The 19,300-nt window shown below is 63.7% G+C and carries 16 protein-coding genes; 5 read left to right on the forward strand and 11 right to left on the reverse strand.

The annotated features are described in order from the left end of the window. The coding region (locus tag K1X71_07645; protein ID MBX7073008.1) for a VOC family protein at positions 1 to 282 on the reverse strand (282 nt) is incomplete at its 3' end. A gap of 130 nt (positions 283 to 412) precedes the next feature. Here K1X71_07645 and K1X71_07650 point away from each other — a divergent pair. Continuing rightward, positions 413 to 1,657: an NAD(P)/FAD-dependent oxidoreductase gene (locus K1X71_07650; GenBank protein MBX7073009.1), complete on the forward strand. Its 1,245-nt coding sequence runs from the start codon at positions 413 to 415 to the stop codon at positions 1,655 to 1,657. On the opposite strand, the gene K1X71_07655 is transcribed toward K1X71_07650, so the two are convergent. The 3 genes from K1X71_07655 to ruvB form a co-directional block, all read right to left on the reverse strand. Then, the gene (locus K1X71_07655) at positions 1,647 to 2,858 is read right to left on the reverse strand and encodes a CoA transferase (protein MBX7073010.1); all 1,212 of its coding nucleotides are present in this window, start codon (positions 2,856 to 2,858) and stop codon (positions 1,647 to 1,649) included. The genes K1X71_07650 and K1X71_07655 overlap by 11 nt on opposite strands. A 58-nt stretch (positions 2,859 to 2,916) precedes the next feature. Then, positions 2,917 to 3,252: a hypothetical protein gene (locus K1X71_07660; protein ID MBX7073011.1), complete on the reverse strand. Its 336-nt coding sequence runs from the start codon at positions 3,250 to 3,252 to the stop codon at positions 2,917 to 2,919. Positions 3,253 to 3,390: 138 nt separating this feature from the next. Continuing rightward, on the reverse strand, positions 3,391 to 4,425 hold the full coding sequence (gene ruvB, locus K1X71_07665) for a Holliday junction branch migration DNA helicase RuvB (GenBank protein ID MBX7073012.1): 1,035 nt from the start codon (positions 4,423 to 4,425) through the stop codon (positions 3,391 to 3,393). Positions 4,426 to 4,614: 189 nt separating this feature from the next. Here ruvB and K1X71_07670 point away from each other — a divergent pair, with 189 nt between their 5' ends. Beyond that, positions 4,615 to 6,240 carry a Ppx/GppA family phosphatase gene (locus K1X71_07670; protein MBX7073013.1) on the forward strand — a complete coding sequence of 542 codons (1,626 nt, stop codon included), beginning with the start codon at positions 4,615 to 4,617 and terminating at the stop codon, positions 6,238 to 6,240. Positions 6,241 to 6,243: 3 nt separating this feature from the next. Here K1X71_07670 and K1X71_07675 read toward each other — a convergent pair whose 3' ends face one another. The 3 genes from K1X71_07675 to K1X71_07685 form a co-directional block, all read right to left on the reverse strand. After that, the gene (locus tag K1X71_07675; GenBank protein ID MBX7073014.1) at positions 6,244 to 7,113 is read right to left on the reverse strand and encodes an NAD(P)H-hydrate dehydratase; all 870 of its coding nucleotides are present in this window, start codon (positions 7,111 to 7,113) and stop codon (positions 6,244 to 6,246) included. A gap of 19 nt (positions 7,114 to 7,132) precedes the next feature. Beyond that, on the reverse strand, positions 7,133 to 7,924 hold the full coding sequence (larB, locus tag K1X71_07680) for a nickel pincer cofactor biosynthesis protein LarB (GenBank protein ID MBX7073015.1): 792 nt from the start codon (positions 7,922 to 7,924) through the stop codon (positions 7,133 to 7,135). Positions 7,925 to 8,021: 97 nt separating this feature from the next. Beyond that, complete coding sequence (locus tag K1X71_07685; protein MBX7073016.1) at positions 8,022 to 8,747, reverse strand: FCD domain-containing protein; 726 nt, start codon at positions 8,745 to 8,747, stop codon at positions 8,022 to 8,024. Between the two features lie 279 nt (positions 8,748 to 9,026). On the opposite strand from K1X71_07685, the gene K1X71_07690 reads away from it, so the two are divergent. The 3 genes from K1X71_07690 to accC all read left to right on the forward strand — a co-directional run bounded on the left by K1X71_07690 (position 9,027) and on the right by accC (position 12,075). Then, positions 9,027 to 10,121, forward strand: a complete 1,095-nt coding sequence (locus K1X71_07690) for a Xaa-Pro peptidase family protein (GenBank protein ID MBX7073017.1) — start codon at positions 9,027 to 9,029, stop codon at positions 10,119 to 10,121. A 66-nt stretch (positions 10,122 to 10,187) separates the two neighbouring features. Next, the gene (accB, locus tag K1X71_07695; protein MBX7073018.1) at positions 10,188 to 10,670 is read left to right on the forward strand and encodes an acetyl-CoA carboxylase biotin carboxyl carrier protein; all 483 of its coding nucleotides are present in this window, start codon (positions 10,188 to 10,190) and stop codon (positions 10,668 to 10,670) included. Positions 10,671 to 10,719: 49 nt separating this feature from the next. Beyond that, a complete protein-coding gene (accC, locus tag K1X71_07700) occupies positions 10,720 to 12,075 on the forward strand; it encodes an acetyl-CoA carboxylase biotin carboxylase subunit (protein ID MBX7073019.1) in 1,356 nt (451 codons plus the stop codon). Between the two features lie 12 nt (positions 12,076 to 12,087). Here accC and K1X71_07705 read toward each other — a convergent pair whose 3' ends face one another. The 4 genes from K1X71_07705 to glgA all read right to left on the reverse strand — a co-directional run bounded on the left by K1X71_07705 (position 12,088) and on the right by glgA (position 19,285). Further along, entirely contained in the window at positions 12,088 to 14,262 is a 2,175-nt protein-coding gene (locus K1X71_07705; protein ID MBX7073020.1) for a DUF1926 domain-containing protein, read from the reverse strand. Between the two features lie 66 nt (positions 14,263 to 14,328). After that, positions 14,329 to 15,387 (reverse strand): galactose-1-phosphate uridylyltransferase, encoded by a 1,059-nt coding sequence (gene galT, locus K1X71_07710; protein ID MBX7073021.1) that lies wholly within the window; start codon positions 15,385 to 15,387, stop codon positions 14,329 to 14,331. 67 nt (positions 15,388 to 15,454) lie between these two features. Next, positions 15,455 to 17,653, reverse strand: coding sequence for a hypothetical protein (locus K1X71_07715; GenBank protein ID MBX7073022.1), 2,199 nt, complete (start codon positions 17,651 to 17,653; stop codon positions 15,455 to 15,457). Between the two features lie 147 nt (positions 17,654 to 17,800). Next, positions 17,801 to 19,285 (reverse strand): glycogen synthase GlgA, encoded by a 1,485-nt coding sequence (gene glgA, locus K1X71_07720; protein MBX7073023.1) that lies wholly within the window; start codon positions 19,283 to 19,285, stop codon positions 17,801 to 17,803. Between the last annotated feature and the right edge of the window lie 15 nt (positions 19,286 to 19,300).

The raw sequence follows: 19,300 nt of genomic DNA on the forward strand, positions 1-19,300 counted from the left end.
TTGCTCGCGCAGCGTCTGCTCCACGGCGTCGACATCGGCCACGTGCAGCGCCAAGTGATCGGTGCGGGTGGAGAGCGCCGCCTTCTCGGTGGGCGCCGTTTCGTCCACGATCAAGTGAATTTGCAAGCCGTGCCGGTAGAGCCAGGCGCCGGGAAAGCTGAAGTTCGGCCGGGACAGTTCCTTGAATCCCAACAAGTCGCGATAAAAGGCCCGCGACGCCTCCAAATGCCGGGTGGTGCGGGCCAAATGATTGATCGCGAGAATCGGAATCGGCGCCGGCATGGCTCGACCTCGTGCTGCCAGTGGTGCGGTCGCGCCGTCAGCGGCGCCTGGCGGCAATATAACCGCAGCGCCGCGCGGCTAATAGACGCGGGCCATTCCACCATAACGTCCACCGTGTACAACAGGCGCCATGAGCGAGGCGTATCAAGTGGTGGTGATCGGCGCCGGCGCCGCGGGATTGGTCGCGGCCGAGCGGGCCGCCGCGCGCGGTCGCAAAACGTTGCTGCTCGAAAAGAATCCCCGGCCGGGCGTCAAAATCCTCATGTCGGGGGGCACGCGCTGCAATCTGACCCAAGCCACCGACAGCCGCGGAATCATCGCCGCCTATGGCAAGCCAGGGCGCTTTTTGCACTCGGCGCTGGCGCAACTCAGCCCGCAAGATTTGGTGGCGCTGGTCGAGGCCGAAGGGGTGCCCACTAAGGTCGAAGCGACGGGCAAGATATTTCCCGTCAGCAATCGCGCGGCCGACGTGCTGGCCGCGTTCACCAATCGCCTGCGGCGCACCAGTTGCGAGCTATCGCTCGCCGAACCGGTGCAAGAGATCGCGCGCGATGTTGGCTTCGTCTTGAGCACTCCCAAGCGCAGCATCGTGACGGAAAAGCTCATCATCACCACGGGCGGCCGATCGTATCCCAAGAGCGGCACGACTGGCGATGGCTACGGCTGGGCACGGCAATGGGGGCACACCGTGGTCACGCCGCGCCCGGCGCTGGCGCCGTTGACCACGCCCGCCCCCTGGGTGAAGGAACTGCAAGGGGTGACGATCCCGGATGTCGCGCTCGAGATCGTTGAAGCACTCGCGCCCGGCCAGCGCCATAAGCCGCTCGACCGTCGGCGTGGCTCGCTCTTGTTCACGCACTTTGGCCTGTCGGGACCGGTGGCGCTCGACATTAGCCGCACCGTCGCCGCATACGCTTCGCCGAGCAAGCTGACTCTGCTGTGCGACTTTCTGCCGGAGCTTCGCGCCGCTTCGCTCGACGAATCGCTGCGCCAACAATCGACTGTGGCGGGCAAGCGGCTGGCGGTGTCGCTCGTGCCCGAAGTAATTCCGCGCCGGCTGGCCGAGACGTTGCTAGCCCGCGTCGAGATTTCGCCCGAGCGCCGCGCGGCGGAACTGGGGCGTGGCGAACGGCAACGCCTGGTCGAGGCGATCAAGTCGCTGGCCATTCCGCTCGAAGGCGCGCGCGGCTTTGAAAAGGCCGAAGTCACCGCCGGCGGAGTGAGCCTGGACGAGGTCGATTCGAGCACGATGCAAAGCAAGCTCGTGCCGAACCTCTATTGGGCCGGCGAGGTGCTCGACCTGGATGGCCCCATCGGCGGCTACAACTTTCAGGCCGCGTTCAGCACCGGCTGGCTGGCGGGCATCAGTGTGTGACCGATCCCAGCGCGCCCGAGCCTTCGACCTGCGCTAGTTCCGCGTCGTCAAACGACAGCCAATCGCGCAGCACCGCGCGATTGTGCTCGCCCAAGGCCGGCGGTGGCTGTGTCTGCGATACGTCGCGGCCCGGCCAATGAATTGGCGTCGTCAATAGCCGGTAGCGACGCCCCGCGCTATCGTCCACTTCCACTACCATCTGGCGGGCAGCCGTCTGCGGATCGTCAATCGCCCGGTCGACTCCCAACACTGGCGCGTGCGGCACACGAGCGGCCGACAGCACGGCATGCCACTGTGCGCCGGTCCGTTCGCTCATGAGTCGCGCCACCTCGGGAACTAGCGCATCGCGATGGGCCACCCGCGCCGGATTGGTGGCATAACGTGGGTCGCGAGCCCAGGCTGGCCGTTCGACCGCGGCGCAAAAATCGGCCCACTGCCGGTCGTTGCCGATGCCGAGCACCAGATGGCCATCGGCGGTGGCAAAGACTTCGTAAGGCACAATTTGCGGATGCGCGTTGCCCCAGCGCCGCGGCGCCTCGCGCGTGACCAGCGTGCTTTGCGCCACGTTCACCAAACTGGCCAGCGTGCAATCGGCGAGCGCCAGATCGAAATGTTGCTGCTCGGCGCCTTGATCGCGCGCGCGCAGCCCGGCTAGCGCGCTGATGGCGGCATAGAGTCCGGTGATGATGTCGGACATGGCCACACCAACTTTCATCGGCGCGCCGTCCGTCTCCCCGGTGATGGCCATCAGCCCCGAAGTCGCCTGCACCACCAGGTCGTAGCCCGGCACTGGGGCCAGCGGGCCAGTGCGGCCATAGCCCGAGATCGAGCAGGTGACCAGCCGCGGATTGATCGCCGCCAAGCGCTGTGGCGTGAGGCCAAACTTCTCCAGGTCCTTGGGCAAAAAGTTCTCGACCATCACATCAGCGCGGCGGATCAGCGCTTCGAGCAGCGGCCGCGCGGCCGCATGCTCCAGGTCGAGCGTGAGGCTGCGCTTGTTGCGATTGCAAGACAGATAATACGCGCTGGGGCCGTCGCCATCGACAAACGGCGGCCCCCAGTGGCGGGTGTCGTCGCCGGCGCCCGGACGTTCGACCTTGACCACATCGGCGCCCAGATCGGCCAACAACTGACAGCAAAACGGCCCCGCCAAGATGCGAGACAGGTCGAGCACGCGAATGTTGGCGAGTGGCCCGGTCATGGCGATGTCTGCTAGCGGCGAGAGCGCTCCCTGAACAAGGTTAGTGCGCCGCGGCCGGTCAGGCGGCGTCGCTGCAGGCCAGGCCACTGTCCATGCGCCACAGACCCACATCGTTGGCGATGATCATCAGCATGGCGCCCATCAACCCCACATTCTTGAAGAAGTGAATCTGTTGCGCGCTGCGCGCCGTCGGATCGGCGAAGGTCCAAAAGTCGTGAAAGAAGAACGTCGCCAAGACAAGAAACACCAGCAGCAGCGCCGCGCCGATTCGCGCGTAAAAGCCCAGGATGATCGAAAAAGCTGCCGGCCAGCAAAAACAGGATCGCGACCGCCAGCGCGCCCTCCGGCAACGGCACGCCTTGCTCTCGCATGGCGCCAGCGACTCCCCCGTAATTCGGAATCTTGTTGCCGATGGCGCTCATCAAGAAGATTGTGCACAGCAAGATGCGACCCGCCAGACTGACCGGTCCGCGCAATTCGTTTGGCATCTGACGGCTCCTGTGATTGTTGCTTGCCGCGCGTCGCGAATGGACTAATGGAAAAGCTGCTGCTGGCCTGGGCCATCGGGTTCGTCGGGCATGGCCAGTCCCAAGTGCCCAAAGCCGGCGGCGGTGAGCTTGCGCCCGCGCGGAGTGCGAATCACCAGTTCCGCGCGCAACAGGTACGGCTCTACCTCGTCGGAGAGTGTGTCGACTGCGGTGTTCATGGTGTGGGCCAGCGCCTCGACGCCGACGGGACCGCCATGAAACACGCGGGCCAGTGTCTCCAGGTACTTGCGGTCCTGGCCATCGAGCCCCAAGGGATCGACCGCCTGCATGTCGAGCGCCGCCTCGGCCACTTCGACCGAGATGCGGCCATCAGCCCGGCTGGTCGCGTAGTCGCGCACCCAGCGTAGGCGATTGTTGGCGATGCGCGGCGTTCCGCGGCTACGGCGAGCAATTAACTGGCAGCTCGCCGCGTCCGCCGCAATGCGGAACTTGGCCGCGTTGCGCCGCACAATCTCGGCCAACTCGTCGATGGTGTAAAAGTCGAGATGCTCGCGCATATGAAACCGGTCGCGCAGCGGCGCCGACAACAACCCGGTGCGGGTCGTGGCGCCGATTAGCGTGAACGGCTTGAGCGGCATGTTGATCGTGCGGGCGTTCACCCCTTCGCCCAGCGCGATGTCGATGCGAAAGTCTTCCATCGCCGGGTACAGGAACTCCTCCACCGCCTTGGGCAGGCGATGGATTTCGTCGATGAACAGCACTGAGCCATGGTCGGCGTTGGTGAGATAGGGAATTAAGTCCTTCGGAGCCTGTAGCGTCGCGCCGCTGGCGATCTGCAAGCTTACGCCGAGATCGCGCGGGATCACCGTGGCGAAGGTGGTCTTGCCGAGCCCCGGCGGGCCGTCGAACAGGATATGCCCCAGCACGTCGCCGCGCTTGCGCGAGGCATCGACGGCGATCTCGATGCGCGCATACACCTCGCGCTGGCCCACCATGTCTTGCATGCGCTGCGGCCGCAAGTCGCGATCATCGTCTTCGGGTTCTGGCGTTTGCCCTTGCAGAATCGCTTCGCGAGCCATGGGTTTCTTTGGCCCCAACCGGGGAATCGTCACGCGCTGAACAAATGTTGACGGCGCCACTCAATATAACAGCGAAACTCGCGGCCCGGCGAGGGGAGTCAGCCGCGTTTCGCCGGCGTCGTATTGTGCTATCCTAGCGAAGGCGGGAAACGGAGTTCCTGGTGTTCCACGCTCACCCACCAATGGCCAATGGAATCGACGCAGTATTATCTTTCGAACGACTTGGCGCCGCGACTGGCCGCCATCGACATTGGCACCAACAGCATCCGCATGATTGTCGCCGAGGCGCTGCGCCACGGCAGCTATCGGATTCTGGACGACGAAAAAGAGCCCACTCGCATCGGCCGCAACCTGAGCACCACTGGGCGGCTCAACCCGGAGGCGGTCGAAAGCTCGCTGCAAACCTTGCGGCGGATGAAGCAGATCGTCACGGGCTATCAGGTGCGTGAACTGCGCGCCATCGCCACTTGCGCGGTGCGCGAAGCGACCGACGGCGCCGATTTTTGCCGTCGCGTGCGGGATGAGGTCGGCCTCGATATCCAAGTGGTCAGCGCCGAGGACGAGGCCCGCCTGGCGTTTTACGGCGTGCCGCGCAGCTTCGATCTGGACGGGAAGAACGTCGCCGTGGTCGATATTGGCGGCGGCAGCACCGAAATCGTGCTTGCGTCGAACAAGCTGATCGAATCGATCTATACCACGCCGCTGGGCGCGGTGCGCATGACCGAGCTGTATGGCGGCAGCCAGGCCGAATCGAACGAGGAATTCGAGCGACTGGTGCGCAGCGTCGATCGACTGCTCAAAAAACACACTGAAAAACCTCCCTTTGTGCCGCACTTGCTGATTGGCTCTGGCGGCACCTTCACTACGCTCGGTTCCATGGTGCTGGCCGCCCGTGGCGCCGCCAACCAGCGCGTGCAAGGCGCCGTGGTCACTCAGGCCGAAGTGCGGCATCTGCTTGAACGCCTGCGCAAAATGCCCGCCAAGAATCGGCGCGCGGTGCCCGGCCTCAGCCCCGATCGCGCCGATATCATTGTGGCCGGTCTGGTGGTCATCGACGCCGTGCTGCGCCGCTTTCGCGTCAATCAATTGCAGGTGCATGCCGGCGGCGTGCGCGACGGGTTGTTGTTGACCATGGTCGACGAATCGATGGGCGCCGCGCCGGCCCCGCTGCGCGATCAGACCGAGGCCGCGCTGCAGTTCGCCGCGCGCTGCGGTGTCGACTTGGCGCATTCACAGCATGTGGCCCGGCTGGCCGCGCGCATCTTTGATCAACTGGCCGAGCCCTTCGCGCTGGCGGCCGGCGATCGCGGCTTGTTGGAGACCGCCGCCCGACTCATGGATGTCGGCTACTTGATCGATTACGACCAGCACCACAAACATAGCTATCAACTGATACGCAATAGCCGCCTGACTGGCTTTCAGCCACAAGAACTGGAACTGATCGCCAACATCGCGCGCTACCACCGCGGCGCGCGGCCCAAGAAAAAGCACGAAGCCTACCGCCGGCTCGCCAAGCGCGACCAGCAACGTGTCTCGCGGTTGGCCGCAATTTTGCGCGTCGCGGGCGGACTCGATCGCAGCCATAGCCAGCAGGTCAGCGACCTGCACATCGAGTTCAAGCCGGGCCAAGTCGTTGTGGCCATCGTGGCCGACCAGTTGCCCGAGGTCGACCTCTGGGGCGCGCGGCGCCGCGCGGAGTTCTTCGAAGACTCCTTTGGCGTCGATCTGCTGCTGAATTGGGATCCGCCCGGCGAAGTCCCTGCGGAATCGAACGGAAAGTCTGCCCGCCGCCGCAAGTCGCCAGCGGCGACTTAGCGCCTACTTGTCATCCCGCCGGATTGCGGCCGGCAAGTAGTCGATCAAATCGCGCGCGGTCAAGCTTGCTTCACCCAGTTCTGCGGCTGCCAGGTCACCCGCCAAGCCGTGCCAATGCGCACCCAGCCGTGCGGCGTCATAAGGAGCGAGCCCCTGGCACAAGAGCGCCACCAACAGCCCGGTGAGCACGTCGCCGGTTCCTCCAGTGGCCATGCCTGGATTGCCCGTGGTGTTGAGGGAGACGCGCTCGCCATCGGTGACGAGCGTGCGATGCCCTTTGAGCAGCACGATCGCGCGATGATTGGCAGCGAATTCAGCGGCCACCTGCTCGCGCGCCGCCTCGTCGTAGTCCCCCTCGGCGCCAAGCAACCGCCGGAACTCGCCAGGATGCGGGGTGAGGATTCGTGGACCGCCTGGCAGCGACAGCGCGCCTCGCTGCCGCGCGAGCACGTTCAGCGCGTCGGCGTCGAACACCGCCGCGCCCGTGAAGTGTGTGTAGAGCCAACTCACCACTTGCTGCACGCCAGCGCTGGTCGATAAGCCAGGGCCGCAGCCCACGCAAGTGGCGTCGGCGGCCAACTCGGCCAGTTCCTCGCGCGCCTCTGTCGCCAGCGCGCCCTTCTCATCGGCCGACAAGGGCGCCACCATATAGCAGGGGTTGAAGCTTGCCACGATGGTGTGGCAACTGGCCGGCGTTGCCAACCGCACCAGTCCCGCGCCGCCACGCAGCGCCGCCATGCCGGCCAGCGCGATAGCGCCTCCCATCGCCTGCGATCCGCCCACCAGCAGCGCCCGCCCATAGTCTCCCTTGTGCGTCTCTGGGGCCCGCTTGGGGAGTTTTAGCAGCGGAGTGTCGTCGCGAGAAATAGTCACGTTGCTCGCCGGCGGTCGGCTACCGCTCGCTCCGCTGGCGCGCCTGAGCGGCGTTCTTGGCGATCAGTCCGGCCACATAGGCGCCTTTGAATCCCGAATCGATGTTCACCACCGTCACATTCGACGCGCAGCTATTCAGCATGCCGAGCAGGGCCGACAAGCCGCCAAAGCTGGCGCCATAGCCAACGCTGGTCGGCACACCCACCACGGGACAACTGACGTAGCCCCCCACAACGCTCGGCAGTGCGCCCTCCATCCCAGCGATGACCACCACCGCGTCCGCGTCGGCCAGTTTGTCCAAGTGCGCTGGCAAGCGGTGCGGCCCCGCCACCCCCACGTCGTGAATCATCCGCACGTCGGCGCCCATCCACAGCGCGGTTTCTCGCGCCTCTTCCGCGATCGGCAGATCGCTGGTGCCGGCGGTGATGATGACGATCACCCCCCCCGCCCCCGCCGCGCGGCTCCCATTGCCGGGCACGCGAAACGTCCTCCCCAGCGCGTTGTAGGCGGCGTCCGGGAAAATGCGGTGTAAATGCGCGGCTTGTTCGGGATTGATGCGTGTGGCGAATCCATCGGCGCCGCGGGCAATCAGCGCCCGCAAGATATCCACCAGCGAATCGTTCGTCTTGCCTTGCCCAAAGACGACTTCCGGAAATCCGCAGCGGCGCTGGCGATCGAGATCGACCGAAGCGACCTCAAGCTGGGCCACGCCAAAATGCGCGGTCGATGCGGCGCGCTCGGCGAACTGAGCGACATTGATCTCGCCCCGCAACAGCGCGGCGCCGATTTCTTCCCAGCGATCACGATCCATAGCTGTATCGTAATCGCGATTGCCGCGCCTGCGAAGCCTGCGCGGGGCGCGCTTCGCGATGACGAGAACGCTGCTCTCAATAATGCCGGCGTAACGACTACGCGGTGGCGATGGCGGCGGCGCCGTTCGACCCGGCCGGTTGACTGGCCGCTTGAACGTGCTCGCCCAGTCGGGCGGCCGCCAGGTCGGCGTCGCGCCACATCAGCGCTTCCATGATCTGATCGTGCTCGGCTTGCGCCCGCGCATAGTCGGTCGGTTCCGAGTGTGCGGTCCACGCCAGAAAGATGTCGGTCAGCGCCTCTTCCAGCGTGCGAGCCAGAATCGAATTGCCCGATAGGCGCGCTAGCCGCGAATGGAACTGCAAGTCGTGCCAGCGCCAGTAAGCGACATCATCGACGCGAAAGCGCGCCTTGCCCACCTCCTCGGCCAGCGACTCGAGCTCGGCCTGCGATGCCCGTTCGCAAACCAGCCGGATCATCAGCGGTTCCAGCGCGGCGCGCGCCTCGTGCGCTTCGCGCAGCGCGCCGTCTTGATCTTGCGTCGCCTCGCGCGCGTCGGCGATGACGTGTAGAAAGTTGGGCTGCAAGAAGGTGCCGCCCCCTTGCACGCGCCGCAAGGCGCCGCGCTCTTCCAGCCAATCGAGCGCGTTGCGCAGCGACGGCCGGCTGACGTTTAGTTGCGAGGCTAGCTCACGTTCTGGCGGCAGACGGTCTTCTTCCACCAGTCCGTTGTTGAGCACATACGAACGCAGTTGATCGAGGATCAGCTGCGTCAGATTGGCGCGACGGACGGGCATGGGACTGGGGAGGAATGGCTTTCTCACGATTGGATGCTCTCGCTGGTTGGTGTGGCATACAAGCGGGGTCTTGCCAGTCCTGGCGCCCGATTGGCCCGATTCCTTACGGGGCCTCATTGTAATTCACATACCCTGCGCGTCCACGAAAACTTCTACCTGTCGGGGGTAATATTTGCCGGAGTGCGGTCGACCATGCCCGCGGACCGGCCCCTGGCCCATTTTCGCGCACTTGCGAAGCAGCGCACAAACTGTTAGCAAATGGCAGTTTCGGGCTGCAAAGGGGTGGTTTTGCCGAGCGGAAACAGCATGGCCGACTTTGCTTCGCGACGTGATAAAGCCTGCCGGGCGCTGCGCGGCCTGGGGCTGGAAACGCTGCTCGTCACCAACTTCACCAATGTCACCTACCTTACCGGGTTCACCGGCGACGACAGTTATCTGCTGCTTTCGCGTGACCGTGCGGTGCTTATCAGCGATCCGCGTTACACCACACAGTTAGAAAGCGAATGCCCTGACCTGACCTTGCACATTCGCCCGCCAGGGGAGGGCATGGTGGCCGCCATCGCCGGCTTGCTAAAAAGCCAGAAAACCGCGCGCCTCGGGGTCGAAGCCGACTCGCTCACCTTGACGCTCGCCGCGGACATTCAACAGCAGGCGACCCAGGTCGAATTGGTGAGCGCTGCGCGGGTTGTCGAAGAACTGCGCGAGATTAAGGACAAGGACGAAATCGCCCAAACTCGCCAGGCTGTGTGGTTTGCGGAAAGAGCGTTCGGCGCGCTGAGGGCCACGCTACGCAAGGAGCTTACCGAAAAGCAGGTGGCCGACGAACTGGAGAACCAGCTTCGTTTGTTTGGCGCCAAGTGCGCGAGCTTTCCGCCGATTGTGGCCGTCGGCGCGCGAGCGGCGCTGCCGCATGCGCGTCCCACCGATCAAAAAATCGGCGCTAGCGAGTTTGTGCTGGTCGACTGGGGGGCCAGTGGTCGCCTCTACATGAGCGACTTGACGCGTGTTTTAGTGACCGGTAAAATCCCGCCCAAACTCGAACGCGTGTATGGAGTTGTGCTCCAAGCACAACTCGCTGCGATCGAGGCGATTCGACCGGGCGTCTCCGGCCACGACGTGGACGCGGTCGCCCGCGGCATCATTCACAAAGCTGGCTTCGGTCAGTACTTTGGGCATGGTCTCGGGCACGGTCTCGGTTTGGAGATTCACGAGGCGCCACGTCTGGCTCGCGAGCAACACCGACCCCTGCGGCCCGGAATGATCGTTACCGTCGAGCCCGGCATCTATTTGCCCGGCTGGGGAGGCGTTCGCATCGAAGACGATGTGCTGGTCACCAAGTCCGGGCACGAAGTGCTGACGAGCGTACCCAAGTCGTTGGAAGAAATGGTCGTCGATTGTTGAAAGCCGATGCTCCGCGGCGCCGCGGAACGATCTGGCTTGCTGCCGAATACACCGGGAGATGATTGCATGGCGAGCCCAGCCCCGAACGCGGGTGAAATCTTCGATTTGCAGCGAATCCGCCGGCTCGCCAAATTGATGAACGACCAGGATCTGAGCGAGATCGACCTGCAGCAAGACGGCGCCCGCTTGCGGTTGCGGCGCGGCCATGCCGTTAGCGTGCCGGCGGTCAGCGTGGCTGCTCCGGCGCCTGTCAGCGGCGCGGGCGCGGCTGCCCCCGCGGCGCCCACTGCGGCCGACGACGCGCATGTCGCGCTGGTCACCAGCCCGATGGTGGGCACATTTTACACGGCCAGCAGTCCGGAGTCGCCCGCCTTCGCCAAGGTGGGGGACCATGTCAACGCTGAGACGATCGTGTGCATCGTGGAGGCCATGAAGGTCTTCAACGAGATTCCGGCCGGAGTGGCGGGTCGCGTGATTGCCGTCTTGGTCGAGAACGGCGACCCCGTTGAATACGGGCAGCCTTTGTTCAAGATCGACACCCGCGGGTAGTTCGGTCGCTTCATCCACCGGAAAACGCGCGGCGAGTCGGAATCGGCCCATGTTCAAACGGATATTAATCGCCAATCGCGGCGAGATTGCGCTGCGAGTCATCCGTGCCTGTCGCGAAATGGGCATTGAGACGGTGGCGATCTTCAGCGAGGCCGATCGCGGCGCGCACTATCTCGATCTGGCCGATGAGGCGTACTGCGTTGGCACGCCGCGCGCCGGCGACAGTTACCTCAAGATCGATCGCGTCATCAGCGCCGCCGAAATCGGCAACGTGCAGGCCATTCATCCGGGCTACGGCTTCCTGTCAGAGAACGCGCACTTCGCCGATGTCTGTCGCAGTTGCAACATCGAGTTCATTGGCCCCTCCCAGGAGTCGATGCAAAAGCTCGGCGACAAGGAGACCGCGCGGCGGTTAGCCCGCGCCGCCAAGGTGCCTACCGTTCCCGGCAGCGACGGCTTAATCGCGCACGAGGCGGAAGCGATCGAAGTCGCCCACAAGATCGGCTTTCCCGTGCTCATCAAGGCCACGGCCGGCGGCGGTGGCAAAGGCATGCGCGTGGCCGCCAACGATCTGGCGCTCAAGTCCGCATTGCAGCAGGCGCAGGCCGAGGCGGCCGCCGCGTTTGGCAATCCCGGCGTCTATCTCGAAAAGTACATCGAAAATCCGCGCCACATCGAAGTGCAGGTGATTGGCGATCAGCATGGCAATGTCGTGCACCTATGGGAACGCGACTGCACCACACAGCGCCGGCATCAAAAGCTGATCGAAGAGAGCCCCGGGCCGTTTCTTCAGGAAAAGACCCGCCAGGCTATCTGCGAGGCCGCGGTGCGCATGATCAAGGCGGCCGACTACTACAATGCCGGCACCGTCGAGTTCATCGTCGACCGCAGCGGCAGCTTTTACTTCATCGAGGTGAACGCGCGCATCCAGGTCGAGCATCCCGTGACCGAAATGGTCACCGGCATCGACTTGATCAAGGCGCAAATTCACGTCGCCGCCGGCGAGAAGCTTCCCTTCACGCAAAAACAGATCGCCCGCCAAGGCTGCGCCATCGAGTGCCGCATCAACGCCGAGGATCCCAGCCGCAACTTCCAGCCGGGGCCGGGCAAGATCAAGCTGCTCATTCCGCCCGGCGGGTTGGGAGTGCGCTTCGACTCGCACGCCTACACCGGATACACGGTGTCGCCATACTACGACTCGATGATCGGCAAGATCATCGTGCATCGTCCCACCCGAGACGAAGCGATCGCCTGCATGCGGCGCTGCCTGGCGGAACTGAAGGTCGAGGGCATCCCCACCACGGCCCCCTTGCTCGATGAGATCTTGAATCACGCCGACTTCACATCGGGCGCCGTCGACACCACCTGGGTCGAGCGCACTTTTCCGCGCAGCGCCGGCCGCTAGGAACGCATACCGCTAGGAAGCGTGAGCCGCCAGCACGCAGCGCTGCGGCATGCGGCTTTCCGCCAGGCTGGTGTCTATTTCCAAGCCGATGTTCACGCTCCAGCGGCCATCGGCATCGCCGACCACCTGCCAGTGTGGCAGCACTGCCACCGATTGATGCACCAGTTCAAAACCACCTTCAGACTGGCTGACCGTTTGAATCGGGAACGTCCAAAAATCGGTGGGCCGCGACGCCGCCAGCGCGACCCGAATCCCTAGCCAGTCGTCAACTAGCCCCAGCGACTCCACGCCATACAAGTCGAGCGACGTTCCCAACTGCCCCAGCCGCTGGCGATCGGGGCCATGAAAATAGCGGTCGTCGGCGCCAGCCGGCAGCCCGGCGAAGTTTATTTCCATCGCAAAGTGGAGCGGCGTCTCGCGCGGCAAGCCGTCCAGCTCGTACGAAATATCGAGCGTCGAGCCGCCCGCTTCCAGGGTCACGCATTTGGTGATGCGAATCTCGTGTCCCGCCACCCAACCTTGGCGATGCAGTTGAAGCTGCACCACTTCGCGACTGCGGCGCAAGCGCGCCTCGTACACGCCGTTCAAAAAGTCTCCCTGCTCCTCGGCCCGTCCGGCGGCCACCGCGTCGAGCGACGTCTCAAGCGCAAAGAAATGATCCAACAAGCCCTTGCGCGAATAGCTGTCGTACTGAATGCGCTGATCGAGATCCGCCTGTTTGAAAATCACTCGATCGTGGATGCTGGCGCACGTGTCCGACTGATTTTGTCCGCCGGCCAGCACCTTGCGATGATACGCCTCCGGGCGGCGCGACAGTGTGGCCAACAAGTTATGGCAGATCGAGCGCACGTCCAGTTCGTAGAGTTGGCCTCCGCGCGCCGGCGCGCAAAACGCCACCAGCCGATCGCTGGCAAGCTGCACCTCTTGCCGGGCGTCGAAATTGAAGTCGCCAGCGGCGATCTCCACCCACGCCTCGGGGCGGCCAGTGGCTTCGTCCAGCAAGTTGTCGGCCGCGATCAAATGGTTGTAAACCGCGTTGCGCAGGTGCGGCAGATAGATGCCCCCAAAGGCGCCGTGCCAATAACTGCAATTGCACTGCCCCTTGTAAAGCTCGGCGCGGGCCCGGTCGATCAGTTCCGGCGCGGCGCCGCGCGCGGCCAGCGCCGCCAGGCGGCCGCTGACCATCATCATGCGGCAGTACATCTCGTCGGATTCGGGGTACTTGGCCTTGAAGTTGCGCCAAAAACCGCCGCGCACAAATCGCCGCAACGTCGGCCAGCGCGGATCGTTTTCCATGTCGTGCGTCACGCGCTCGTAGTCGGCCAGTTGCTCCACCGGCAGCACCCATTCGGTCATCTCGCGATAACTCGCGTCGGGCAGATAGGTCTTGCCGATCGGTGGCGATTGGTCGGCGCACTCCGCCAGCGTGGCGCAGCGCAGCCAAGAGGCGTTGGCCGCCAGCGCGTCGAGAAAGCGAGTCAGCCAGCCGTCCTGGTAGCAATGCTTGTGCGTCTCGGGCCAGGTGCCGAACTTCTCGCCGTCGTCGCCAAAGACGGCCGTCGCGCCAGGATGCCGCGCCGCCACCCCCGCCAGATAATCGATGGTGGCCTGCGGATCGGCGAACGGAATGGTGTACCGCAGTCGTTCGCTCCCCGGAAACACCTTGAGGATCTGGCCATCGTCCTCGGTGATGTAGTATCCGTATAGCTCGTCCTCAACCAGTCCCGCGCAGCGGAAGTGAAAATCGTCGAGAATGATGTACTCGATGCCTGCCGCGACCAAGTCGCGCGTCAGCGATTGTTCCCAAACGCGTTCCGGTATCCAGGCGCCGCGCACGCGCGTGCCCAGCCGGCGCTCGATCCAATCGCTGTAGCGTTGAATCTGGCCAATGCGGTCGCGGCTGGGCAGCATCGAGAGGATCGGCTCTTCCAGCGGCCCGCCTATGATCTCCAGTCGCTCGTCGGCCACCAGTTCGGCCAGCCGGTCGATATAGTCGGGATGGCGGGCTTCCAACCACTGCATCAAGCAGCCACTGGTGTGCAGCGCAAAGCGCAGCGCCGGGTAGTTCGCGGCCACGTCCAAGAAGGGTGAGTAGCTTTCCTGGTACGCCTGCTCAATCACGCTATCGAAGTTGCCGACCGGTTGATGATTGTGCAGCGCCAGAACGAAGCGAATGGCATCAGACATGAGGTTCGCCGTTTTGCAATCTGCGGGTTCGTATGGACATCCGTGAACTACGAAACTTGCTTGCTTCTAGTGCAGCACGCGCAAGGGCGCGGCGCGCCGGGTCGGGGACTCGGCCTCGACATCGCGGAGGAACGCCGCCGCCTCTTCTGGCCCCACCGGATTGATGTAAAAGCCGCTGCCCCACTCAAAACCGGCGGGCTTGGTCAGTCGCGGAATGATCTCCAAGTGCCAGTGATAATGGGGCAGCTCGCCGGCGTCGAACGGCGAGTTGTGAATGATGTAATGATACGCGGGGCGGTCAAGGGCGGTTTCGATCTTTGCCAGCGTCTGACGGAGCACCCGCGCCAATTCTTCCACGCTGTGCTTCGGGATGTTCTCGAAATGGCTGGAGTGCGTCTTGGGGACAATCCAGGTCTCGAACGGAAAGCGGCTCGCGAACGGGCAGAACGCGACAAACCCCGGCGAATCGAGCACCAATCGCTTCTCCGCCGATAATTCCTGCTGCGCCATGTCGCAAAAGACGCAGCGGCCGCGGTAGTTGTAAAACTCCAGGGCCCCGGTCATTTCCTCCCACACGTTGATGGGCACGATCGGCGTGACGATCAGTTGGCTATGCGTGTGTTCGAGCGAGGCGCCCGCCGCCGCGCCGACATTCTTGAAAATCATGCCGTAGACCAGTCGCGGATCGCGCTTCAGATCGACCAGCCGGTCGCGGTAAACCCAGAGCACTTCTTCGATTTCGCGCTCACTGAGATCGGCGGTACTGAGCAAATGCCGCGGCGACTCGATGATCACCTCGTGCGCCCCTACCCCGCGCATCAGGTCGTACATTCCCTCGCCGCGCTTGTTCAGGTCGCCTTCAATCTCCAGCGCCGGAAACTTGTTCGGCACCACGCGCACCCGCCAGCCTCCGCGATTGGCCGTGGCGCCGTCCGGACGGTACGCCAATATCTCGCTCGGCGTCGCGTCTTCGTTCCCCTCGCAGAAGGGGCAATAGCGCCCCGTGGCCAGTTCCGGCGTCGGCTCAAAATCGTTCGGACGCTTGGCGCGGCTGCGCGCGATGATCACCCAGCGGCCAGAAATCGGATCTTTGCGTAGTTCGGGCGGGTCTTGCTTGTTCGTCATTGTGCGATTCAACTCGTCGGCGGAGGTACCAAAAAATCCTTAGCAGTCGCTCGCGCGCTCCCGCTTGTCACACCTGCCACATCAACAGTTCATAGTCGTGCGCAGGCACGCTTGTTTCGATCGCCCCCTCACGTGGCGCCCGCTCGGTGGCGTGCTCGTCGGCGATCAACTCCAGATAAAAGCTCACCGGATCGTCGGTCTCGCACGCCAGGCTGCGGAACGGCACTGCAATCTCCATGATGCCGTCGGTGGCTACTTCGACCTGCGATTCGAACACCGGCACATCGCCATGATAGAGCCGCGCCACCGGCTGCGCCGCCGAAGGATTGGCGATCAACAGCTCAAATCCGTTGGGCTCGAAGAAGGCGACTCGCACCGCCTCGACCTCCGCCAGCCGATCGCTGGCGGCGCCGCCGCGGCAATCGAGCCGAATCAACAGCCGCTCAGTGTCAAAGCCAAAATGCGCGGACGACAACAGGCCGTCGCTAGCCATAGTCATGGCGCCCTTGCCGCGATCGCATTGCAAGCGCCCCGCGTTGATCCATTCGAAGTAAGTGCGCCGCCCATCGACCTTGACGTTCAGCAGCCCCACCGGGTCGCTATACGCCCGTGTAGGCCGATGGCTCTGGCTGATCGGGCGCAATAGCTCCAAAGGCGCCGGCTCGCCCAGCGCGGCGTACACGTTTTGCAGATGCTTGCGGAACAAGCGATCGAACACGGCGTCCTGGCAACTCGAGTGATCGTCGCCAAACCACCAGAACCAGTCGCTTCCCTCGGCGATCATCAATTCGCGCCAAGCCTGTTCGATCTGCTCGGGGCTCTTGCGCCCCTCCGCTTGCGTGTCGAGCAGAAATCGCCGCGTTTCAAATAGCGCGTCCCAGGCGCGATTGCACTCGGAATGGCCAATCCAGATCCCAAAGTTGTGTTGAATCCAACTGCCGGGGAACAGATGCCCTAACCGATCGGTGGCCGGGTGGCGATCGAGATAATCGCAAACCCGCACCGACGACACCCGCGGATGCGTCGCCACGCGCTGATACATCTGTCGCAAGAAGTCGACGCCGCCGTTGGGGTAGTATTCCCAACAGTTCTCGCCGTCGAGAATCACGCTCACCAGCGTGGGCCGATGTCCTTCATTGGCGCGCGTCGCATGGGCGATCCCTTCCAGCTTGCCCAAAAAATCGTCCACCGCCTGCCCGGCGCCGTAACGCTGATAGTGAAAGCCCACCTGATCGCTCATCGCATGATCTCGAAAGATCATCTGCAGCGCGCGACCGCGCTCTTCCACGCGCCACGGTCGATACAGCATCTCTGGATTGCGCAGGTAGCCCGCCCCGTCGCGCGAGATCCACCCGTCCGTCGAGCAAGACAAAATCTCCTCGTCGGTGGCGATCCATTCAATGCCCGCGTCGGCGATGGCCGGTATCACCGCCTGACAAACAGACCCCTCCGAGGGCCACATGCCGCGCGGCTTGCGGCCGAACAGCCGCTCGTGCTGCGCCACCGCCGCCCGAATATGACGCTCCGCGTCTTCCGGGTAGCCCTCCAGATGCTTGGGCAAATGCACCTCGGGCATGGCGCGGCGCGCCAGTCGCTTGTCGATGAGCAACGGCAAGATCGGATGATAGAACGGCGTGGTGGTGAGCTCCACCTGTCCGCGGTCGGCCAGTTCCTTATGCAGCGGGATCACCTCGCGCAAAAGCTGCATCTGCTTGCCGAGGAGCCAGTCTTTGTCTTTTTCGCTCCAATGGCGCCCGCGGGCGCGAAACTCGGCCAGATCGGCGTCGCGCTCGAACGCGATCGGGTGCATCCAGGTCAGGTTCGACCACACTTGCAGGTCGAGAATGTCCTGTTTGCGAAAGCGCTTGGCGGCCCGCAGCGGCGGATCAACGTTCATGCCGCGCTTCTGGTATAGCTCCAGATAGCGCGGATAGGGGCGAATCATCTGGTCAGCATGGACCATGAAGAAGTTGTCGAGTAGATAAATGACGTCTTCTTCGGCCAGGCCATCGGCCGGCAGTCGCGACACGCGCAGGTGTGTGTCTTCGCGGTCGTGGTCGGTGTAGGCCAGCAGTTGCAACAGCAGGCTCGGCACCAGGTTGATCGTGGCATGCAACTCCGGCACTTCGCGCAAGTGCATGGCCATGCCCCAATAATCCTTGGTCCCGTGCAGCCGGACCCAAGGCATCGGGTTTTCGCCGCCGACATCGTCGGGGTAATAGGGCTGATGCTGATGCCAATAAAACGCCAAACAAAGCTGATGCATGGCACTCCTTGCCCAAATACCCGGCGCCCGGCCCCAGCGCCAAATCAACAGAGATCCGTCTCTAATCGTTTGCTTGTCGCTTCGCGGACGAAACCAGTCGAGTGGCGTCCCTCACAGCGCGGCGACTTGGTTACATCGGCATCATGCTCAGCGCGCGGCCACCAGCCGCCGTTGCAGCATCTGCTCGTACAACTCCTGATATTGCTGCGCGCTGCGCCGCCACGACCAATCTTGTCGCATGCCGCTCGACACCAGTCGCGACCACACGCTGGGCGTCGCGTAGGCGGCCAGCGCGCGCGACAGCGTCTCGCGCAGCGCCAGCGCGCTGTAGTCGTAAAAGCTGAATCCGTTCGCCGTGCCCACGGCCAGCGTCTCGTCGGTGCAATTAGTGATTGTGTCCGAAAGTCCTCCGGTCGCGCGCACCACCGGCACGGCGCCGTAACGCAGGCTGTACATCTGATTGAGCCCGCACGGCTCATAGCGGCTGGGCATCAGAAAGATGTCGGCGCCCGCCTCGATGCGGTGCGCCAGCGCGTCGGAAAACTCTAGCCGCAGCGCGAACTTGTGCGGGTGTCGCTGCGCCAGTTGCTCGAACATCTCGTGATAGCGTGGCTCGCCGGTGCCAAGAACCACCCACTGCGCCGGGGTGGTCGCCAGCGACTCGCGCAGCATGGGATAGATCAGATCCATCCCCTTTTGATCGACCAACCGGCCAATGAAGCCAATGAGCGGCTCGTCGTTGTCGGTCGGCAAACCCAGTTCTTGTTGTAGCGCGCGTTTGCACTCGCGCTTGCCTTGCGCCCAACTACCGGCGTCGTAGTTGGCGGGCAAGTCGCGATCGGTCGCTGGGTTCCAGATGTCGTAATCCACTCCGTTGAGAATGCCCACCAGCGCGTCGCGCCGCTGGCGTAGCACCCCCTCGAGCCCGCAACCTTGCTCCTCGGTTTGAATCTCCTGGGCGTAGCGCGGGCTGACGGTGCTGATCTGGTCGGCGAAGATCAGTCCCGTCTTGAGCAGGTTCAACTGGCCATAGAACTCCATCTGCTGCCAGTTGAAGTATTTCCAATCGAGGCCGGTCAGCACCATGTCCCAGTGCCAAAACTGCCCCTGATACGCCAGATTATGTACCGTGAACAACGTGCGAATGTGGTCGTAGCGCGGTACGCCGCGATGCTCAATCTTGAGATATGCGGGCAATAGCCCCGTCTGCCAGTCGTTGGCGTGCAGCACATCGACCGGCAGGTCCAGCAGGTCAATCGCTTCCAGAACGGCCCGGCAGAAAAAGACGAATCGCTCGCAGTTGTCGATGTAGTCTTTGCCGTTTTCGCGATACAACTCGGGGCGATCGTAGTATTCGTCTTGCTCGACGAGGTACACATCGACATCGCTCCCCGGCAACTGGCTATGCAAATAGCGGCCGCGCGCCTGCTTGCGCCCAATCTGCACCGCAAAGTCGATATCGGTCGGCGCCAGTGGCAACCCGGCCCGTTTGGCCTGCCGATAGGCGGGCATGAGCACGGTCACGTGGTGCCCTAGCCGCGCCAACTCGATCGGCAGCGCGCCACAGACATCGGCCAGTCCGCCGGTCTTGGCAAAAGGAACCGCTTCGCTCGTCGCCAGCAGGATATTCAACTTCGCGTCATTCCA

This window comes from Pirellulales bacterium (assembly GCA_019694455.1).
GTDB lineage: Bacteria > Planctomycetota > Planctomycetia > Pirellulales > JAEUIK01 > JAIBBY01.